This window comes from Clostridioides sp. ES-S-0048-02 (assembly GCF_020658495.1).
Classification (GTDB): Bacteria; Bacillota; Clostridia; order Peptostreptococcales; family Peptostreptococcaceae; genus Clostridioides.
Map to the genome: position 1 here is coordinate 104,177 of NZ_JACVWH010000008.1, position 17,651 is coordinate 121,827.

Sequence of the window (17,651 nt, forward strand, 5' to 3'; positions counted from 1 at the left end):
AAACGTCACCCCTTTATCCTTTATTTATTTGTCAACAATAAACTAAGTGCAGCTTGTCTATTCTTAGCTTTTTTGTCATCTATTGGAGTAACAAGTTTTAATGCATCTTGAGGACATGCGCTTATACAAGCTATTTTTTCATTGTCTTTACATAAATCGCACTTATACGCTATTTTTTTATTTTCTTCCAAAATTACTTGTTCTACTTCTTTACCATCTTTATATTGTGGAAGTAAATCTATAGCTCCAAAAGGACATGCTAGGAGACAAGTTTTACACCCTATACACTTTTCTTCATTAACAAACATGACATTGTTCTCTTTGTTTATAGCTTTTTGTGGACATGAATTTAGACAAGGAGCATCTTCGCAATGTCTACATTGTATTGGCATACAGAAAGTATCACCTTTTACTAAATAGAGTCTAGGTATAACTGGTATGTCAACTGTCCCAACCGTATATCCTACATTATTATGTTGGTTATGCATTGTAAAACAAGCTACTTCACAAGATCTGCAACCTGTACATTTACTTGGGTCTGCTATTACAAAAGAGCCTATTTTATTATTCATATTATCCCACCTTTCAATTTGTATATTTCTAAGTCCCTAGTTATTTTTATTATATATATTTATATATTTTAGTGTTTTTTCAATACTTATATTTCGCTTGCATTTTTTACACAAATTATATTTATTGGCATATACTTTGTCAGTATCATCAATTACTACTCCACACACTTCACATCTTGAATATTTTTTTTCTTCTTTATTAGCATACATACGCTTCAGTCTCACTTTTTGATAACTCTCTGTGAATTTGCATAGATATTCATTCGTCTTCCTCTTACAAATCCAATAAGAGTTATATTTAATTTTTTAGAAAGCTCTATTGATAAATTAGTTGGTGCTGATTTTGATATTACAATAGGAATTTGAGTCATAGCTGCCTTTAGCATCATCTCTAAAGATATTCTCCCACTTACAACTACAGTTTTATCTTTTAGTGATATTTCATTTAAAACACAAAACCCTATTGCTTTATCCATTGCGTTATGCCTTGCTACATCTTCACAGGTCACTATTTTTTTATCATTATCAAATATGGATACACTATGTACTCCACCTGTATTTTTAAATAATTCTGACGAATTTAAGTTTTTATCCATTATACTGTAAATCGCATCATAATTTATTTTTATATTACTCTCTACAGGAGCACAACTTATATAGTCTAGTGAGTTTAAAAATATAATTTGTTCCTCTTCATCCTTATGTCTCTCTTGAATAGTTACTTTTGTAACACGTTCCTTATCATTTATTTCTATATCTAATATGTCTTTTTTATTTTCTATATATCCCTTTGTTCTCAAAAAACCAACTACAAGCTCTTTTAAATTATATGGTGTACATAAAAATGTATTTATGTATTTATCATTTAAAATAAAGCTAAGTGGATATTCTGCAATTATTTCTTCATATTCATTTGATAAATCATGTTCATTTATTTTGCTTATTTCTAATTTAAAAGAATTCATGTATTCATAATCTACTAAACTATAACTGTTTTCAAAAACTTCACCTTTACTATTTTCTTGGGACTTAGTTTTTGAGTATATATTCTCCATAAGATATTTGCCCTTCCGCTTTTTATAAATCTTTAATCTAATAACTACTAAACATTTGTGGCAGTCATTTTATCTTTAAGACTTTGATATTCTTCTCTTACACATTTCTCTGCTAACTCTTGGTCATCAAGTTTTTCAAGTTTAACAGCACAATATTTGTATTCTGGTGTTTTAGATATAGGGTCTAAGTTTGCTATTGTAAGCTCATTACAAGCTCCAACCCACCACTGATAAGTCATATATGTTGCTCCTTCTTTAACTCTGTCAGTTACTGTTGCTCTTGTTATTACACTTCCTCTTCTTGAACTAATTCTAACTAGTTCATCATCTTCAATTCCTAATCTATCTGCATCATTACAATTTATTTGAACACGACCAGGCTCATCTTCTAATGAGCTAAGTGTTCTACAGTTACCAGTCATAGTTCTTACTGAATAGTGACCAACTTCTCTCACAGTACATAAACTAAATGGATACTCATCATCTTCAACTTCCATAGGAGGTCTCCATTCTGCAGCAAATAAATTACCTCTTCCATTAGGAGTAGAGAATTTTTGTCCTTCATATAGATACATAGTTCCTTTGTCTTCCATACTTTCACTCTTACAAGGCCATTGAACAGAACCTTGGGCCTCTATTTTTTCATAAGTAGCACCTAAGAAATTTGGACATAATGCTCTAAGTTCATCCCATATTTCTCTAGTATTTTTGTAGTTCATAGGATATCCCATTGCTGTAGAAATTTCACTTATAATTTGCCAGTCTGGTTTTACATCTCCTTGTGGCTCTATAGCTTTTCTCATCAATTGGAATCCTCTATCTGCACATGTATATACTCCATCATGTTCGCCCCAAGAAGTAGCTGGAAGTATAACATCAGCATGAAGTGCTGTCTTATTCATAAATATATCTTGAACAACAACAAACTCTAACTCATCTAAAGCTTCTCTAACTTCTGATGCATCTGGGTCACTTTGTACTGGGTCTTCCCCAAATATATAATAAGCTTTAAGCTTCTTCTCTTTTAACACTAAATTTGGAACTTGAGTTAAACTATATCCATTATTAGGAGATAACTTTACTCCCCAAGCATTTTCAAATTTTTCTCTTATCTTATCATCAGTTACATTTTGATAACCAGGATATACATTAGGAAGAGCCCCCATATCACAAGCTCCTTGAACATTATTTTGTCCACGTACAGGTCCTATTCCAACGCTTTCTCTACCAAAATTACCTGTAAGTAGAGCAATTGATGCAAGCCCTTTAACTACATCAACAGCTTGACCAAATTGGCAGACACCCATTCCATAAAGTATCATTGCCTTCTTACCTTTTGCATATTCTCTCATAGCTCTTCTTATAAGTTCTTCTGGAATTCCTGTCAGCTTCTCAGCATATTTAGCTGTATATGGTTTAACAATTTCTTTGTACTCATCAAATCCTTGTGTATGGTTTTGAACAAAGTCTTTATTGTAAAGACCTTCTTCTATTAAAACGTTTCCAAAAGCATTTACTAAAACCATATTTGTTCCACCCTTTATAGGTAGATGTATATCAGCAATTCTTGCAGACTCAGTTAATCTAGGGTCAGTAACAATTAACTTAGCTCCATTTTTCTTAGCTTTAATTATTCTATTTGCAACTATTGGATGTGAATCTGCTCCATTATATCCAAATATGAATAAAACATCTGCGTTTTCTATTTCTGGTATAGAATTAGACATTGCACCACTACCTAATGAGTAAGCCAGACCGGCTACAGATGGTGCATGTCAGACACGAGCACAATGGTCAATATTATTAGTTCCTATTGTAGCTCTCATAAATTTTTGCATTATATAATTTGCTTCATTACCAGGCCCTCTTGCAGAGCCTGTTCCCATAATAGAATCAGGACCATATTTTTCTTTAATTTCGTTTAATCTTGAAGCTGTATAACTTATAGCTTCATCCCATTCAACCTCTTCTAACACACCTTGTTTTCTTATCATTGGTTTTTTTAGCCTAGGTGTTAAAATTTTAGGGTCATTTAGAAAATCCCATCCATAACGACCTTTTAAACATAAACTTCCTTGATTTGTTCTACCATCAGCTGGCTCCGCTTTTAATATCTTGTTATCTTTTACTACTAGATATAATTGGCATCCAGCTCCACAGTATGGACAAACTGTTAAAATTTTCTTCTCCATACATTTCCCCCCTTAGATTTATCCCCTGATGAGTAAAATTTACCTTAAAGATAATAAAGTACTTTTATAATATGCAAAATTTACAAATATTTTGCAATATTATCTATTAAATTCAACAATTTTCTCACAATTCCTTTTAAATTTTAAAAAAAATATGTCATAACAATCCTTATATTTTAATCGCCTAATTAAAATATTATAGTTCTTATGACATATTTTTTACTATATGCTTATTTAGATTTATCTAATTTTCACTTAAAATGGCATTTCTACCAATTCTATTTTTCATTCTATAGTGAGTGATTACAGTAAAGATACCACTTCCAATCAGAATCAAATAGTACATAAATCCACCATATAAAAATACTGCATAACCCATTAGAGGTTGAGGGAATACTGATTTAAATATAGTGAAAAATGCTAATTCATTAGCTCCTACATTACCAGGTGTTGGTATTGGAGATATTGCCATATATAAAAAAGCTTGTAGTGTTAATATATAAATATAACTATAACCTTGTAAATTAAATGCTTTATATATCCAAAATGAGACACTAAAGTAAGCACTTAATTGAATAAAAGTCACTATAATAGTTAAAATCAATACTTTTTTATTTTTAGCAAAAAAACTTATTGCTTTACTATAATCATCTATAAAATTTTCTATAGAGTCTACTTTACTCTCTAGGAATCTTAAAAACTTAAATTTTGATAAATATTTTACTGAAACTCTCATAAAATATTTTATTTTTTGAGGATTTAAAATAACTAAAATTATCATAATTAAAACAAATGAATTAATTGCTATTCCTAGAAACACTAAGGGCATGATTACTTTCATTTGTTTTTCTAGCATAGCTAGATTCATTAATACTAATATTGTGCAATAAACAGTAACTACTATTTGAAAAATAATAGACTTATTTGTAACAACTGCACTTGCTTTGCTAAGTGGCATTTTGCATTTTTTAAGTACATATATTTGTACTGGTTGGCTTCCTGAAGCAAATGGAGTTATTAGATTATAATAAAATCCCATAATGGCTAGCTTGAAACCAATAAATCTAATATTGACTTTGTGAGTACTTTCTATAATTATCTTCATTACTAATCCTTCAAGCATTATGTGAGACATTATTGCCAAAGCCCCTACAAATAAAAACTTTTTATCTACCATAGTTATAACATTTGATAACATCTTAATATCTAATGTTTTAAATACCAAGTAAATTGTTATACCTATTAATAAAAATAAAAATGTATACTGTAGTAGACTCTTTCTAATATTTTTTAGTTTATCCATTAGAAAAACCATCCTTTGCTCAAGATTTATATTAAACACCATATTATTAGTATACACTACTAATATTAATATTTTATAACAAAATACCTTACAATTTTGTAATTTACAAAAAATATTAATCTATAAATTAAATTTTAATATATAGATTAATATTTTACAAACATTTTGTAGATATATAATGTATTTACACTGAGTAATACTTTATTATATCCACTTATATCCTATCCCCCATACAGTCTCTATTGTATAAATATCATAAGATTTCAACTTGCTTCGTATATTTTTTATGTGTTCTGTAATAACACTTATATCACTTTCTCCATCAAATCCATATATATGCTCATATATTCTTTCTTTTGAAAAGACTTGTCCCTTATTTTTTGCTAGAAATTCACATATTAGGTACTCACTCTTAGTAAAATTTATCTTATTATTATCAACAGAAATTTCTTTTCCCAAAAAATTAAATTGAACATTTGATATAGTTAATGAATTTTTTTTCTCTCTATTTTCTCTTCTCAAATGAGCATTTATTCTGGCTCTTAACTCACCTACACCAAAAGGCTTTGTAATATAATCATCTGCCCCTATACCAAGACCATACATAACATCACTTTCCATATTTTTAGCTGTCAAAAACAATATTGGACAATCAACCTTATTTCTTATAATTTTACATACTTCAAAACCATCCATTTTGAGCATCATTACATCTAATATTATTAGATTAAAAGGATTATAATCAATATCAAAAATGTTTTCTACATCACTAATTACCTTTACTTCATGCCCATCTCTTTTTAATATATTTTCAATTAACTTTAACATATCTAATTCATCATCTACTACTAGTATCTTAGACATACTAACACCTCCATTACATATTTAATGACACCTTAATTTATATATTTAGTTATATCTTTATAAATTTATATAAAATCTCATACTATTATATTATAACTTAAAGCAATTAATTAATATTTTATAGTAGAATCATTTTAACACTTCAAACATAAAAAATTTATATTTTAAACACTTAATATTTATTTTACATAGATTCCTTTAAATAGCAAAATTTATTTATTAATTTAATATTGTAATATTCTGGATATATAATAAAATCAATAATAAGAAAACTTTTTATAAATATATAAATAGGTCTTTAAATCGGAGGAAAATATTATGGATAAAAATATCAAAACAAGTAATTATAATGTTCCATTTGATTATGCACGAAAAAAACTCAAAGAATTGGACCCTCATACAATTAGTAATTTAAGTAATATTGACTTTAATAGTGATTCAAGCAAATTTACTATTGATTTTTTTGGTAGACAGTATATAGTTGATTATCCGAGTGGAGAAGTTTGGAATAGTAATGGAAGTCTCTGTAAAAATTTCGAACTTAAGATTCTAATGCTTAGGTATTTGTGTAATTCTAAAGGTATACCTCTTACAAATAAATATATAACTTTTAAAGAAGTTCCTGGAGGCAATGTCTATTATCCTAACTTTCTAAATAGAACTCTAGCAAGACTTTCAGAAATCTTTACATCTAAAATAGATAAATATAAACTGGTCATGGAGAATATTGGAGCTGAAAAAATAAAGATGGGTGACCTAGCTTATAAGTTTACATACATAGGTAATACTTCTATGATATTTATACTTTGGTTTGGAGATGATGAATTTCCACCAAATTCAAATATATTATTTGACTCTAATATAATTTATTATTTTAATGCAGAAGACTTAGCAGTTGTTCCTGACACAGCTATAGATGCAATTTTGAATAAAGTAAATCAATTATAAACATTGATACTATTGTAGTAGAATTCTTGATAAATTTAGTCAGAATCTAATATGAAATGGAATTAAGAAATGAACGTAGAAAATCAATATTTATCAGATAAGGTAAGCCAAGTACACTAGCTACAACACACTACTATGAGATATTAGAAAATCTAGAAAAAAGATAATGTTATTATACACAAATAAGTATAGCTTCTTTGTATTTTTTAAAGCTGCTATACTTATTTAAAATGATGTTACATAAAACATGTTAAACTGGCTGGTCTAACCGATTTAAATATTATTGTTTACTCTTTCCAATTTGTAACACAATCTCATAATTTAACTTACTTCTCCTTAGGTCAACTCCAGATATACTTTTTATCATCCCACAGTCTAACATGTCTTCAAAGACCTTTCTAGATATGCCAAGCTTCTCACGTAATAACGTGGATACCTTTAATTGACATGGATACTTACTTGCAATACGAATTTGTGTAGAGTCATCAATACAAATATCTTGACCTACTATTTTATATTCTGGGATGCCAACTTTCGCCCCATTTCTATGTAAAAACTCAACATTCATAGCATATTGTTTAACAAGATTATAATCATTCGTATAAAATTGTTCTAATATCTCTGGATTTAAGTTTTTTGGATTAATACGAGAATATATGGTTGAATTCCATGTTGAATCACAATTTGAGCATTTATATATTAACCAAATATCTAAATACTTATGTTGGGCATTCACTCTAAATAAATCTGAACAAATGTATTCAGTCTTTTTCCCACATTTTTTACAGTACCTAATTACTGGCAATTGGGATTTATACTCAATCTCCCAAGTAATTTTTTGCATAAATACATTTTCCTTTCTATAATATTGCTAAAATAGAAAGTCGTGAAAAGGTGGAATATAATCAAGCATTTTTTTCAAAACAGTACCTCCTAATTTTTAATAAATTTAAATTTCAATTACACACTTATATAATAAATTATTTTCTCTTAATATAGACACTACTGCTGAATTTTCTTATTATATAAGCTTCTGAAATTAATTAAATTATAGCATCCACTAAAAAAAAACTATACCTTAAACATTTTTAACAAAAGAAAATAAGCCAGTATAGTTATATAACTATACTGGCTTACATTTAAATATCTTTTCTTTTTTCTTGTAATATAATTCTTTGAATACTCTTCAAAGACAGATAATATTTTTCTGATAAATACTGCAAATCATGACCAACTTGATAATCTTCATAAATTTGCATATTTCTAATTGTTAAATCTTCACGAGTAGATGTATTACTTCCCCATTCTCTTTTATTGTTTGATTTTCTGGGAATATAAATACATTCTCCATCCACATATTCTTGTATCAATTCAAGTAATTCTTCTGGTAATATATGTATTGCTTTTTTATAGCTCATTTTGCTCTCCTATTAAACAGTAATTTTTTATTAGGAATAGCAAAGGGCTATCTGTATATTAAATTTTATAGTTGCAATAGCCCTTGCTATGCAAAAATAAAGATTAAATCAAGCATAAAGTCTCATCCCTCCTTATATCACAGCGATACATATAAGTCTATCAATAGCACAAATAGTTGTCAATCAACATAATTTCTTTATTTTTTATTTATATTTGTAGTTTATTATATATCAAATTAGAATTGTTAATTAAAAGAAACTTTTACATTGATGGGTTTATTACTGAACATGGAACTCCAACTATACATTTTCCACAGATATCACATCCACCTATATAAGAATATTTTTTCTCATTTATCATACACATTTCATAACACTTATTTCTATCAAACCCATCTTCTTTTAAAGCTTCTTTCACACATTTACTTACACACTTTTTACAACTATTATTCTGTTTATACAAGCAGTATTCCTTTTCTGGTCTTTTAGTTGGTTCTAATTTTAAGCTTGTGATTATACTTCCTATCCTTCCACAACATCCTTTTTCTGTAATAAGCATATTGTTTAGACCAAAAGTTCCAAGACCTGCTATGAATGCTACATGTCTTTGTGACCAATCACTAATCAATTTATCATTATCAAAATTATATGACCCAGGAATAGCATAGGAGTCAAATCCCATGTTGCCTAGCTCTTCACATAAAAAATTATTTAAATCGGAAATCAATTTATTAGTTTCTATATAAGCTCTTGCCCAACTTTCTGAACATTCGAGCCCTCCAATATTACTATTATTTATGTTTTTATCAAAGGGTATAAAATATGTAATTATAGTCTTACCATCTTTTAAAAAATCTTTTGGCATAGCATGAGATGTTCCTACAATATTTTTTAACTGATAAAACATTTCATCTTCAGCAGAAGCATAGGCAAATAAAAGTTCTTGCCACTTTTGAGTCACATCATTTGAATTATAATAATCTTTTACAAAGTTATTCATTAATTTTTCAATTCTATTTTTCATAATATCCCCCCAAAAAAGTATCTCTTTCTAATTTAATACTATTATTTTATATTATATAATAGTATGCTATATTCTGCTCATCAATTAATATAAAAAAGCTTCTAATATCAATCAGATACTAGAAGCCTTTTTTTAATTATATAATTTAGTTAATCGAAATTCCTGCACTTGCATATCCTGCTACAGTATTAACTAATGAAAGTCCTGACGCTGTCGCTGTAAATACTAGTAAGAATCTAGTTTGTGCTGTTACTGATATATTTAATCCTGTTACAATTCCATTAGAAACTGAACCAAGTGATAATATACCTGTAAGTGGTGGAGCCAGTGTAACTGTTGCTCCTGGTACAGCTGTAAATGAGTTGTTTGGTGCAGTTGATTCATAAAGTGTAGCTGTAATTGTGACTGTTGAACCAATAAGTGAAAGCGCTGCTGTTGTACTAAAATATGCTGAAATAGATGTTATTGTTCCAGCTCTTGGCATTGAAAATGCAAAGTTAGTCAATGTTCCTGCTGCATTTGTAAGGTCTATTACTCCACCAACTATACTTAGGCCTGGAGCTGAACTTCCAAAACCTACAAATCCTGGTGTGCCCACTAATCCACCAGCTATAGTTGTAAGTGCTAGTGGTATACCTGATGCAAAAGGTATTATAGCACTAGCTCCTGGTATTCCTGTTGCCCCTGTTGAACCTGTTGCTCCTGTTGGACCTGTTACTCCTGTTGCTCCATCTGCTCCTGTATTTCCTGTTGCTCCTGTTGCTCCTGTTGCTCCATCTGCTCCTGTATTTCCTGTTGCCCCTGTTGGTCCTGTTGCTCCATCTGCTCCTGTATTTCCTGTTGCTCCTGTTGGGCCTGTTACTCCTGTTGCTCCAGCTGCTCCTGTATTTCCTGTTGCTCCTGTTGGACCTACCAATCCATCTGCCCCTGTATTTCCTGTTGCTCCTGTTGGTCCTGTTGCTCCATCTGCTCCTGTATTTCCTGTTGCTCCTGTTGGACCTGTTGGACCTGGTACTCCATCTGCTCCTGTGTTTCCTGTTGCTCCTGTTGGACCTACTAATCCATCTGCTCCTGTTGGGCCTGTTGCTCCTGTTGCTCCTGTCACTCCTGTTATTCCTACCCCTGTTGCTCCTGTTGGACCTGTTGGACCTGTTGCTCCATCTGCTCCTGCTGCTCCTGTTGGACCTGTTGGACCTACTAATCCATTTGCTCCTGTATCTCCTGTTGCTCCTGTTGGACCTGTTGGACCTGTTGCTCCATCTGCCCCTGTATTTCCTGTTGCTCCTGTTGGGCCTATCAATCCATTTGCTCCTGTTGCTCCTGTTGGGCCTGTTGGACCTGTCGCTCCAGGTGTTCCTGTTGCTCCTGTTGGACCTATTAAACCTGTTGCTCCTGTTATTCCTACTCCTGTTGCTCCTGTTGGACCTGTTGGACCTGCCAGTCCATCTGCTCCTGTTGCTCCTGTTGGACCTGTTGGACCTGCCAGTCCATCTGCTCCTGTATCTCCTGTTGCTCCTGTTGGACCTGTTACTCCTGTCGCTCCAGGTGTTCCTGTTGCTCCTGTTGGACCTGTTGGACCTGCCAATCCATCTGCTCCTGTTGCTCCTGTTACTCCTGTTGGACCTGTTGCTCCAGGTGTCCCTGTTGCTCCTGTTGGACCTATTAAACCTGTTGCTCCTGTTATTCCTACTCCTGTTGCTCCTGTTGAACCTGTTGGGCCTGTTACTCCAAATCCTGTTGCTCCTGTTATCCCTGTTGGACCTGTTATTCCATTTGCTCCTGTTACTCCTGTTGGACCTGTTGGGCCTGTTACTCCATCTGCTCCTGTATTTCCTGTTGCTCCCGTTGGACCTGTTGGGCCTGTTACTCCAAATCCTGTTGCTCCTGTTGCTCCTGTTGGACCTACTGACCCTGTTGGACCTGTTGGACCTATTAACCCTGTTGCTCCTGTGTTTCCTGTTACTCCTGTGTTTCCTGTTGGGCCTGTTGGACCCATTGGTCCGGTTGGACCTGTTGGGCCTGTTGGACCTGTTCTACCTCTTGGACCCATTGGTCCGGTTGGACCTATACATGATGGTGGGCAACCATGATGACAGTCACAACTATTACAACTATCACAACTGCTATTGCAATCATCATAGTTGTTATCATGGTTATTACCATCAAATGGGCCAAAATATTTATTTCTACTCATTACTTAAAGCACCTCCTAATATATTTGAGCTTTCATGCTCTCTATATAATATGTCAAAATTAGTATTATTGTGACTTATCAATAACTTTTATATTTACTAAAATAATTTTCATTGTACAAAATAGCACTATCGTTAGGTTTGATTTCTTTTGCTTTTTCATGATAAGATATCGCTTTATCCATTTCTCCTAGTTTGTCATAGCATACACTTAATTGTATATATGGTAAGTATCCATAACAATCATTTGACTTAAATCCTCCATTAATGTCATTTTTATCTCTAGTTAATGCTACTTTATACCAAAAAATAGCTTCTTTATATCTTTGTCTATCAAACAAGTGCTTTCCTATATCACAGCAAACTTCTGCTCTTGGCTCATCAAATTCAAAGCTTCTAAATAAAGAATATAAGGCACTTTTTTCATCATTAATTAAGTAATAACATGTGGCTAAATCTCTGCAAGCACTTATACAATCCTCAATCCACCCTTTTGAAGAGTCTAAAAACTTAGTAAAACCTTCTATAGCATCTTTATATCTTGCATTATAATACAATTCTCTTGAGTAATAAAACTGATGTCTTGGCTCCAATATCCTACCTTCTGAAATCATTTTTTCAAAAATTCTGAGATTTCTTAAAGGGTCCTGTCTATGAAGTTTTTTATGTGATATTGCAATGTCAGAATAAAATATTTCTCCAACAAGAGGTATTACTTCATGAATAGGGTCAACCCATTTATAATTAGAACTTCTCTTAAATAAGCGTTCTCTATAATATGATAAAGTTGGTTTTCCGTTTTCATCAAATGATACATTGTATTTTGCCATGACCATATCAATAGAAGTATCTAAATTTTCTTTAACTTTTGATAGTTCTTTTCTATCCTCTTCTAAAATTATGTCATCTGCATCAAGCCACATTATATAGTCTTTAGAAGCTTTAGAAAATGAAAAATTTCTCGCAGCAGAGAAGTCATCTATCCATTCGAAATCGTACACCATGTCTGTATATTTTGAAACTATTTCTTTTGTGGAATCTGTGGAACCAGTATCTACAACTATAATTTCATCTACTAAATCCTTTACACACTCTAAACATCTGCCTATAACTTCTTCTTCATTTTTAACAATCATGCACAAACTTATTGTAATCATAATGTACAACTCCTTTGTCTTTTATATATTACAGACATAAGTAATATATGGTATTTACTCTTATTTTGTTATTGAAATATGGAAAATTTTTAACGACAAAAAATTAGTAGGTAAGTTTATTTATCATATATGTTTATAGTTCATTTTTATTTAATTCATAATTTAAATATATCGATTTGATTGATATTTATTTTTGCGTTACCATAAGTATAAGAATACGTAAAATTTAACCATTCATACAAGATAAAAAATAAAACTATTTTTGATAGGAGGTAAATTATGAAAAAATACTTTGAAATATTAAAATCTAGTGGAGCTGACATTGCAGTTTCAATAGACCCTAAAACGATTGTCACAGCAGCATGGACAATTTATAAGTGTCAGTTTGGTTGTAATACATATGGTCATAGTCATTGTTGTCCACCCAATACTCCAACCTATCAACAGACGCAAGCAATAATAGATTGTTACAAAAAAGCTATTTTATTTCGATGTCATAAAATGAGTATTGTTACTCCTTTAGCTGTTGAAATAGCAAGAGAACTTTTTTTAGATGGATATTATAAATCAATTGCTTTTGGAAGTGGCCCTTGTACAAAGTGTGCTAAATGTAATCCTGATACTTGTAGTTTTCCTAACAAGACTGCTCCATCAATGGAAGCATGTGGTATTGATGTTTTTGCTACAGTAAGGTCAAATGGACTTGAAATAAATACTTTACGAGAAAAAGGAGAAATTCAAAACCACTTTGGCTTATTATTAGTTGATTAAAAAAATTAATATTTTCTACTGAACTTTTTATATCAATTTTTTGTATTTATTATCTGCATAATAGTATGCAATTATATATTATAAACTTATATTTATAATCTTCTTTATCTTTTATCATAAGTTCATAGGATTTACATCTAAATTAACCCCTTATGCAAATTAACCAGTGTGGTCTATAAGTTATCATATCATTGCAACCACATTGGTTAATATCTCTAGAAAATCTCTAAACTGATACGTAAAATTACTATTTATTACTTATTTACTTGACATTTTAAAAAACTTCTTTTTTTAAACAAAAAAATAATCATGTTCATTTAAACATGATTATTTTGACATTAGTTATATACTATAAATTAAGCTTTTAAAATAATACTCTACTCACACTTCTCCATTATATGATCAATCAATCCATATTCTTTGGCTTCCTTTGCAGTCATAAAATTATCTCTATCTGTATCTATTCTAATCTCTTCTATTGATTTTCCAGTATTCTCAGAAAGAATTCTATCTAATTTTTCCTTTGTTCTCAACATATTATCTACTGCTATTTTTACATCTGTTGCTTGACCTTTAGCTCCACCCACAGGTTGATGTATCATAATCTCTGCATTAGGTAAGGCATATCTTTTTCCTTTTGTACCTCCAGCAAGTAAAAAAGCACTCATACTTGCAGCCATACCAATACAAATAGTTGATACATCACATCTTACATAGTTCATAGTATCGTATATAGCAAACCCTGATGTTACAGCCCCTCCTGGGCTATTTATATATATAGTTATATCTGCATCTGGGTCTTCTGATTCTAAGAATAGTAATTGAGCTACTACTAAACTTGCAATAGCATCATTAATTTCTTCGCCTATAAATATAATTCTATCTTTTAATAGTTTTGAATATATATCATAAGACCTTTCACCTTGACCTGTCTGTTCAATTACATGTGGTACTAAACTCATGCTACTTTCACCTCACAATTAATATTAAAGTTGAGATAAGAATTGATTTCATCTCTTCTTCGTTCATAACTAATACTTGTATAAGAAATACAATCTACATTTTGGATTTGATGATTTGGATTTAAAACAAATATTTGTTGAATAGGATAAAATTCATCTTTACTTCTATATACTTGTGGAGATTCTTTATATAAAGTTTTAAATGCTAATGTGAAAGACTGGTGTGTAGCATATCCAACTGTAAGAGCTATATCTATAATGTATTTATCTGTAAATACAAGTTGTCTAGCTGCTTCAGTAAGTCTCCTTCTTTTAATGTATTGATACATAGTACATCCCACAATATTTGTAAACATTCTGTGTAAATGATATTTTGAATAACTAGCAACATCAGCTATTTTATCTAGATTTAGATTTTCTGTAAGATGTTCTTCTATATAATCAATGATTTCCATAATTACATCTGTATTTGTTTTCAACCTCATCATCTCCTTTTAAGTATTATAACTCATACAATAATTTTCTTCTTAATATAAATTGCTATCTTAAATTAATGACTGATATAAAAACTCAATTAATAATAAATTTATAATTTGTTGAATTGTCTTAGCTATTATTTACTAATTTTATTTTTCCTATATTCTTTCAAACCTTTATTTAATAAAATAGATTCTTCCTTATCTCTTTTACAAGTAGCAAGTGTTATACAAAGATAGATAATAAATATAGATAGTGCTATAAACAGAGTTTGAAAAATATGACCACTATCAATCCAATTACTTTTAAATGAAAACCACAGAACGAAAACAAATAGAAAAATTATATGAATTACTTGTCGAATTAGTAACTCTTTTCTACCTAGTTCTCGTTTTGAATAAAAAATTAATGTGGATAGAGATGTGACCAATGCAATTAATAAAATCTGTTGGAAAATATTTATACTAAATGTCTCATCAGGGCTAAATACTAAACAAGAAGTAAAAACAGATATTAAAACTCCTGTAGTTATCATACAAAAATAACGAACTACATACTTTAGTGTATTTATTAAATTCATATTCAATCAACTCCTTTATATATTTAGTTTTTTCTTCAACATTGGTACATATTGGCGTGAAATAATTGTCTTTTCACCATTATCTAGTATTACTTCAAATCTACCATTAAACGCTGGTACAATTGAGTCTATTTTTGTAAGATTTAATATTACAGACTTAGATATTCTAAGAAAGTCACTATTAAAAAAAATTTCCTCAATCTGATAAAGCTTCTTCTTAAACTCATAAACATCATTTTTACAATAAAGATAAGTGTGGTTATCTACAGATTCGAAGTAATAGACATCTAAAGGATTGATACGATAGAGTTGTTCATTTTTATATGCTATAAGAGACTCTCTTTGCATCTTGATGTTAAAAATCAATTTAAGTATTTCATCATCAATATTTCTGCATCTTATTATAATTTCATCCTCTTCTCCGTCTAAGGGAGTTTCAATTATTACCTTCACTCTAACACATCCTTTCTTTTGATTTCTATAAAAAGACTATAGTATATTTTCCTACTATTAATTTCTAGCTTTTTTTCTTGATACCATAAGTATAGTAACAAAATAAAATACTATTGCAGAAATAACTAGAAACATAATATGAATTGAATTTTCAGACAAACTGCCAATACCACCAAATGTTACTCCCATATGCTCATTAAATTCAGTTAATGCATTTGTTGAATCCACAAATGTTACTTTTGATGGAGACTCCGTAATAATTTGTCTAAGCAATACAGTCCCATGTGAAATTGGAAATAACTTTATAAGGGTTTGCACTGCTTGAGGTAAGCTTCCAATAGGTATATAAATTCCTGTCAAGAATCCAATAAGAGTACCTATAATCGTAGAAGCAGTTGAAAATGTATCTATGCTATTTAACAAATTTACAATAAAAAATATCATTGCACTAGATGATAAAACGGTTAATAAAATTACACCAATAACCTTTATAATAGAAAGCATAGGTAAAAATTGTCCCCCACTTGATACAATATATATCTCTGCAAGTATAAATTGTCCCCCACTTGATACAATATATATCTCTGCAAGTATAAATGTAAATATACTCATAATTACACCAATTAAATATGAACTTAAAATATATCCTCCTACCAGCTCTCTTGTTTTAACAGGTGAACAATAAAAATCTTTGTTTCTTTTTAACTCCTTATCCAATACTGTAACTCCAAAAGAACCCATTGTTGTAGTTACAGAAACAACAGAAATAATTCCTGCCATTGCCCAACTATTCATTAATATGTCTATATCTTTAATATTTGGATAACCTTCCTTTAAATTTTCTCCTAAAAAAATAACATAGATGCCGATTACAATTATTGCACCTAAAAAAGATGAAAATACTCCTCTTTTATTTCTTAAAAAAATCATTATATTTCTTTGTGCTATATTAAACATTTTTTTCACCTCTATTTCTAACTATAGTCAAAAATACATCATCTAAATTATTTGCTTTGTATTTATATTTTAGTTCATGAGGTGAACCTTTTGCTGTTATAACACCATAGTCAAGCATTACAATATAATCAGCTTTTGAAGCCTCCTCCATATAATGGGTTGTAAGAACTATAGAAAAACCATATTGTTTTTGTAATTTTAATATAGTATCCCATACACATTTTCTAGATTCTGGGTCAAGCCCTGTTGTAGGCTCATCTAGAAACAGTATTTTAGGAGTATTTAAAAGAGCTCTTGCTATATCAGCCCTACGCTTTTGACCTCCAGACAATTTACCATATGGTCTATCTATAAATTCCATAGCTCCTACAGATAAAGCAGCTTTATGTACAATTTGTCTTACTTTATCTTTATTCTTGATATAAAATTTTGCACGAATTGTAAGATTCTCTCTTACTGTCAAAAGTAAATCTAGTATACTTTCTTGAAATACTACTCCAATTTTTTCTTTAATTTTATTATCCTCTACACCTAATTTATGCCCATCTATAATCACTTCTCCGCTATCATAACTCAATAACGTACAAAGAATATCAATTGTTGTAGATTTTCCAGCACCATTAGCTCCCAGTAATGCAAACAAATTCCCTTCCTCTACATAAAAATCAATCCCTTTCACAGCTTTAAAAGTATCATAGCTTTTTTGCAAATTAATTACTTATATTA

General features: G+C 30.3%; 19 protein-coding genes. 2 read left to right on the plus strand and 17 right to left on the minus strand.

Annotated elements, in window-relative coordinates:
- Positions 1 to 20: 20 nt before the first annotated feature.
- The 6 genes from IC173_RS12255 to IC173_RS12280 form a co-directional block, all read right to left on the minus strand.
- Complete coding sequence (locus tag IC173_RS12255; RefSeq protein WP_227435731.1) at positions 21 to 572, minus strand: 4Fe-4S dicluster domain-containing protein; 552 nt, start codon at positions 570 to 572, stop codon at positions 21 to 23.
- A gap of 36 nt (positions 573 to 608) precedes the next feature.
- Positions 609 to 782, minus strand: coding sequence for a hypothetical protein (locus IC173_RS12260; RefSeq protein ID WP_227435728.1), 174 nt, complete (start codon positions 780 to 782; stop codon positions 609 to 611).
- 11 nt (positions 783 to 793) lie between these two features.
- Positions 794 to 1,627: a formate dehydrogenase accessory sulfurtransferase FdhD gene (gene fdhD / locus IC173_RS12265; protein ID WP_227855655.1), complete on the minus strand. Its 834-nt coding sequence runs from the start codon at positions 1,625 to 1,627 to the stop codon at positions 794 to 796.
- Between the two features lie 47 nt (positions 1,628 to 1,674).
- Positions 1,675 to 3,819 (minus strand): formate dehydrogenase subunit alpha, encoded by a 2,145-nt coding sequence (gene fdhF / locus IC173_RS12270; RefSeq protein WP_227855656.1) that lies wholly within the window; start codon positions 3,817 to 3,819, stop codon positions 1,675 to 1,677.
- A 244-nt stretch (positions 3,820 to 4,063) separates the two neighbouring features.
- Positions 4,064 to 5,122, minus strand: a complete 1,059-nt coding sequence (locus IC173_RS12275) for a lysylphosphatidylglycerol synthase transmembrane domain-containing protein (RefSeq protein ID WP_227435711.1) — start codon at positions 5,120 to 5,122, stop codon at positions 4,064 to 4,066.
- Positions 5,123 to 5,326: 204 nt separating this feature from the next.
- Positions 5,327 to 5,986, minus strand: a complete 660-nt coding sequence (locus tag IC173_RS12280; protein ID WP_227855657.1) for a response regulator transcription factor — start codon at positions 5,984 to 5,986, stop codon at positions 5,327 to 5,329.
- A gap of 318 nt (positions 5,987 to 6,304) precedes the next feature.
- Here IC173_RS12280 and IC173_RS12285 point away from each other — a divergent pair, with 318 nt between their 5' ends.
- Positions 6,305 to 6,934, plus strand: coding sequence for a DUF3786 domain-containing protein (locus tag IC173_RS12285; RefSeq protein ID WP_227824509.1), 630 nt, complete (start codon positions 6,305 to 6,307; stop codon positions 6,932 to 6,934).
- Positions 6,935 to 7,214: 280 nt separating this feature from the next.
- Here IC173_RS12285 and IC173_RS12290 read toward each other — a convergent pair whose 3' ends face one another.
- The 5 genes from IC173_RS12290 to IC173_RS12310 all read right to left on the minus strand — a co-directional run bounded on the left by IC173_RS12290 (position 7,215) and on the right by IC173_RS12310 (position 12,725).
- A complete protein-coding gene (locus IC173_RS12290) occupies positions 7,215 to 7,778 on the minus strand; it encodes a DUF1062 domain-containing protein (protein WP_227435703.1) in 564 nt (187 codons plus the stop codon).
- A gap of 295 nt (positions 7,779 to 8,073) precedes the next feature.
- The gene (locus IC173_RS12295) at positions 8,074 to 8,352 is read right to left on the minus strand and encodes a CD3324 family protein (RefSeq protein ID WP_227435701.1); all 279 of its coding nucleotides are present in this window, start codon (positions 8,350 to 8,352) and stop codon (positions 8,074 to 8,076) included.
- 262 nt (positions 8,353 to 8,614) lie between these two features.
- A complete protein-coding gene (locus IC173_RS12300; RefSeq protein ID WP_227481833.1) occupies positions 8,615 to 9,376 on the minus strand; it encodes an epoxyqueuosine reductase in 762 nt (253 codons plus the stop codon).
- 145 nt (positions 9,377 to 9,521) lie between these two features.
- The gene (locus IC173_RS12305) at positions 9,522 to 11,570 is read right to left on the minus strand and encodes an exosporium glycoprotein BclB-related protein (protein WP_227855658.1); all 2,049 of its coding nucleotides are present in this window, start codon (positions 11,568 to 11,570) and stop codon (positions 9,522 to 9,524) included.
- 78 nt (positions 11,571 to 11,648) lie between these two features.
- Positions 11,649 to 12,725 (minus strand): glycosyltransferase, encoded by a 1,077-nt coding sequence (locus IC173_RS12310; RefSeq protein ID WP_227435695.1) that lies wholly within the window; start codon positions 12,723 to 12,725, stop codon positions 11,649 to 11,651.
- A 279-nt stretch (positions 12,726 to 13,004) separates the two neighbouring features.
- Between IC173_RS12310 and IC173_RS12315 the strand changes: the two genes are divergently transcribed.
- Positions 13,005 to 13,496: a DUF2284 domain-containing protein gene (locus tag IC173_RS12315; RefSeq protein ID WP_227435693.1), complete on the plus strand. Its 492-nt coding sequence runs from the start codon at positions 13,005 to 13,007 to the stop codon at positions 13,494 to 13,496.
- 377 nt (positions 13,497 to 13,873) lie between these two features.
- Here the strand turns inward: IC173_RS12315 and clpP are convergent, their stop codons facing one another.
- The 6 genes from clpP to IC173_RS12345 all read right to left on the minus strand — a co-directional run bounded on the left by clpP (position 13,874) and on the right by IC173_RS12345 (position 17,604).
- Entirely contained in the window at positions 13,874 to 14,458 is a 585-nt protein-coding gene (gene clpP, locus IC173_RS12320) for an ATP-dependent Clp endopeptidase proteolytic subunit ClpP (protein ID WP_227855659.1), read from the minus strand.
- On the minus strand, positions 14,455 to 14,937 hold the full coding sequence (locus IC173_RS12325) for a helix-turn-helix domain-containing protein (protein WP_227855660.1): 483 nt from the start codon (positions 14,935 to 14,937) through the stop codon (positions 14,455 to 14,457). Before IC173_RS12325 ends, clpP begins: the two co-directional genes overlap by 4 nt.
- A 134-nt stretch (positions 14,938 to 15,071) precedes the next feature.
- Positions 15,072 to 15,515: a DUF3021 family protein gene (locus IC173_RS12330; protein ID WP_227481831.1), complete on the minus strand. Its 444-nt coding sequence runs from the start codon at positions 15,513 to 15,515 to the stop codon at positions 15,072 to 15,074.
- Positions 15,516 to 15,530: 15 nt separating this feature from the next.
- Complete coding sequence (locus IC173_RS12335; RefSeq protein ID WP_227855661.1) at positions 15,531 to 15,968, minus strand: LytTR family DNA-binding domain-containing protein; 438 nt, start codon at positions 15,966 to 15,968, stop codon at positions 15,531 to 15,533.
- Between the two features lie 57 nt (positions 15,969 to 16,025).
- Complete coding sequence (locus tag IC173_RS12340; protein ID WP_227855662.1) at positions 16,026 to 16,925, minus strand: ABC transporter permease; 900 nt, start codon at positions 16,923 to 16,925, stop codon at positions 16,026 to 16,028.
- Positions 16,918 to 17,604 (minus strand): ATP-binding cassette domain-containing protein, encoded by a 687-nt coding sequence (locus IC173_RS12345; protein WP_227855675.1) that lies wholly within the window; start codon positions 17,602 to 17,604, stop codon positions 16,918 to 16,920. Before IC173_RS12345 ends, IC173_RS12340 begins: the two co-directional genes overlap by 8 nt.
- Positions 17,605 to 17,651 lie beyond the last annotated feature (47 nt).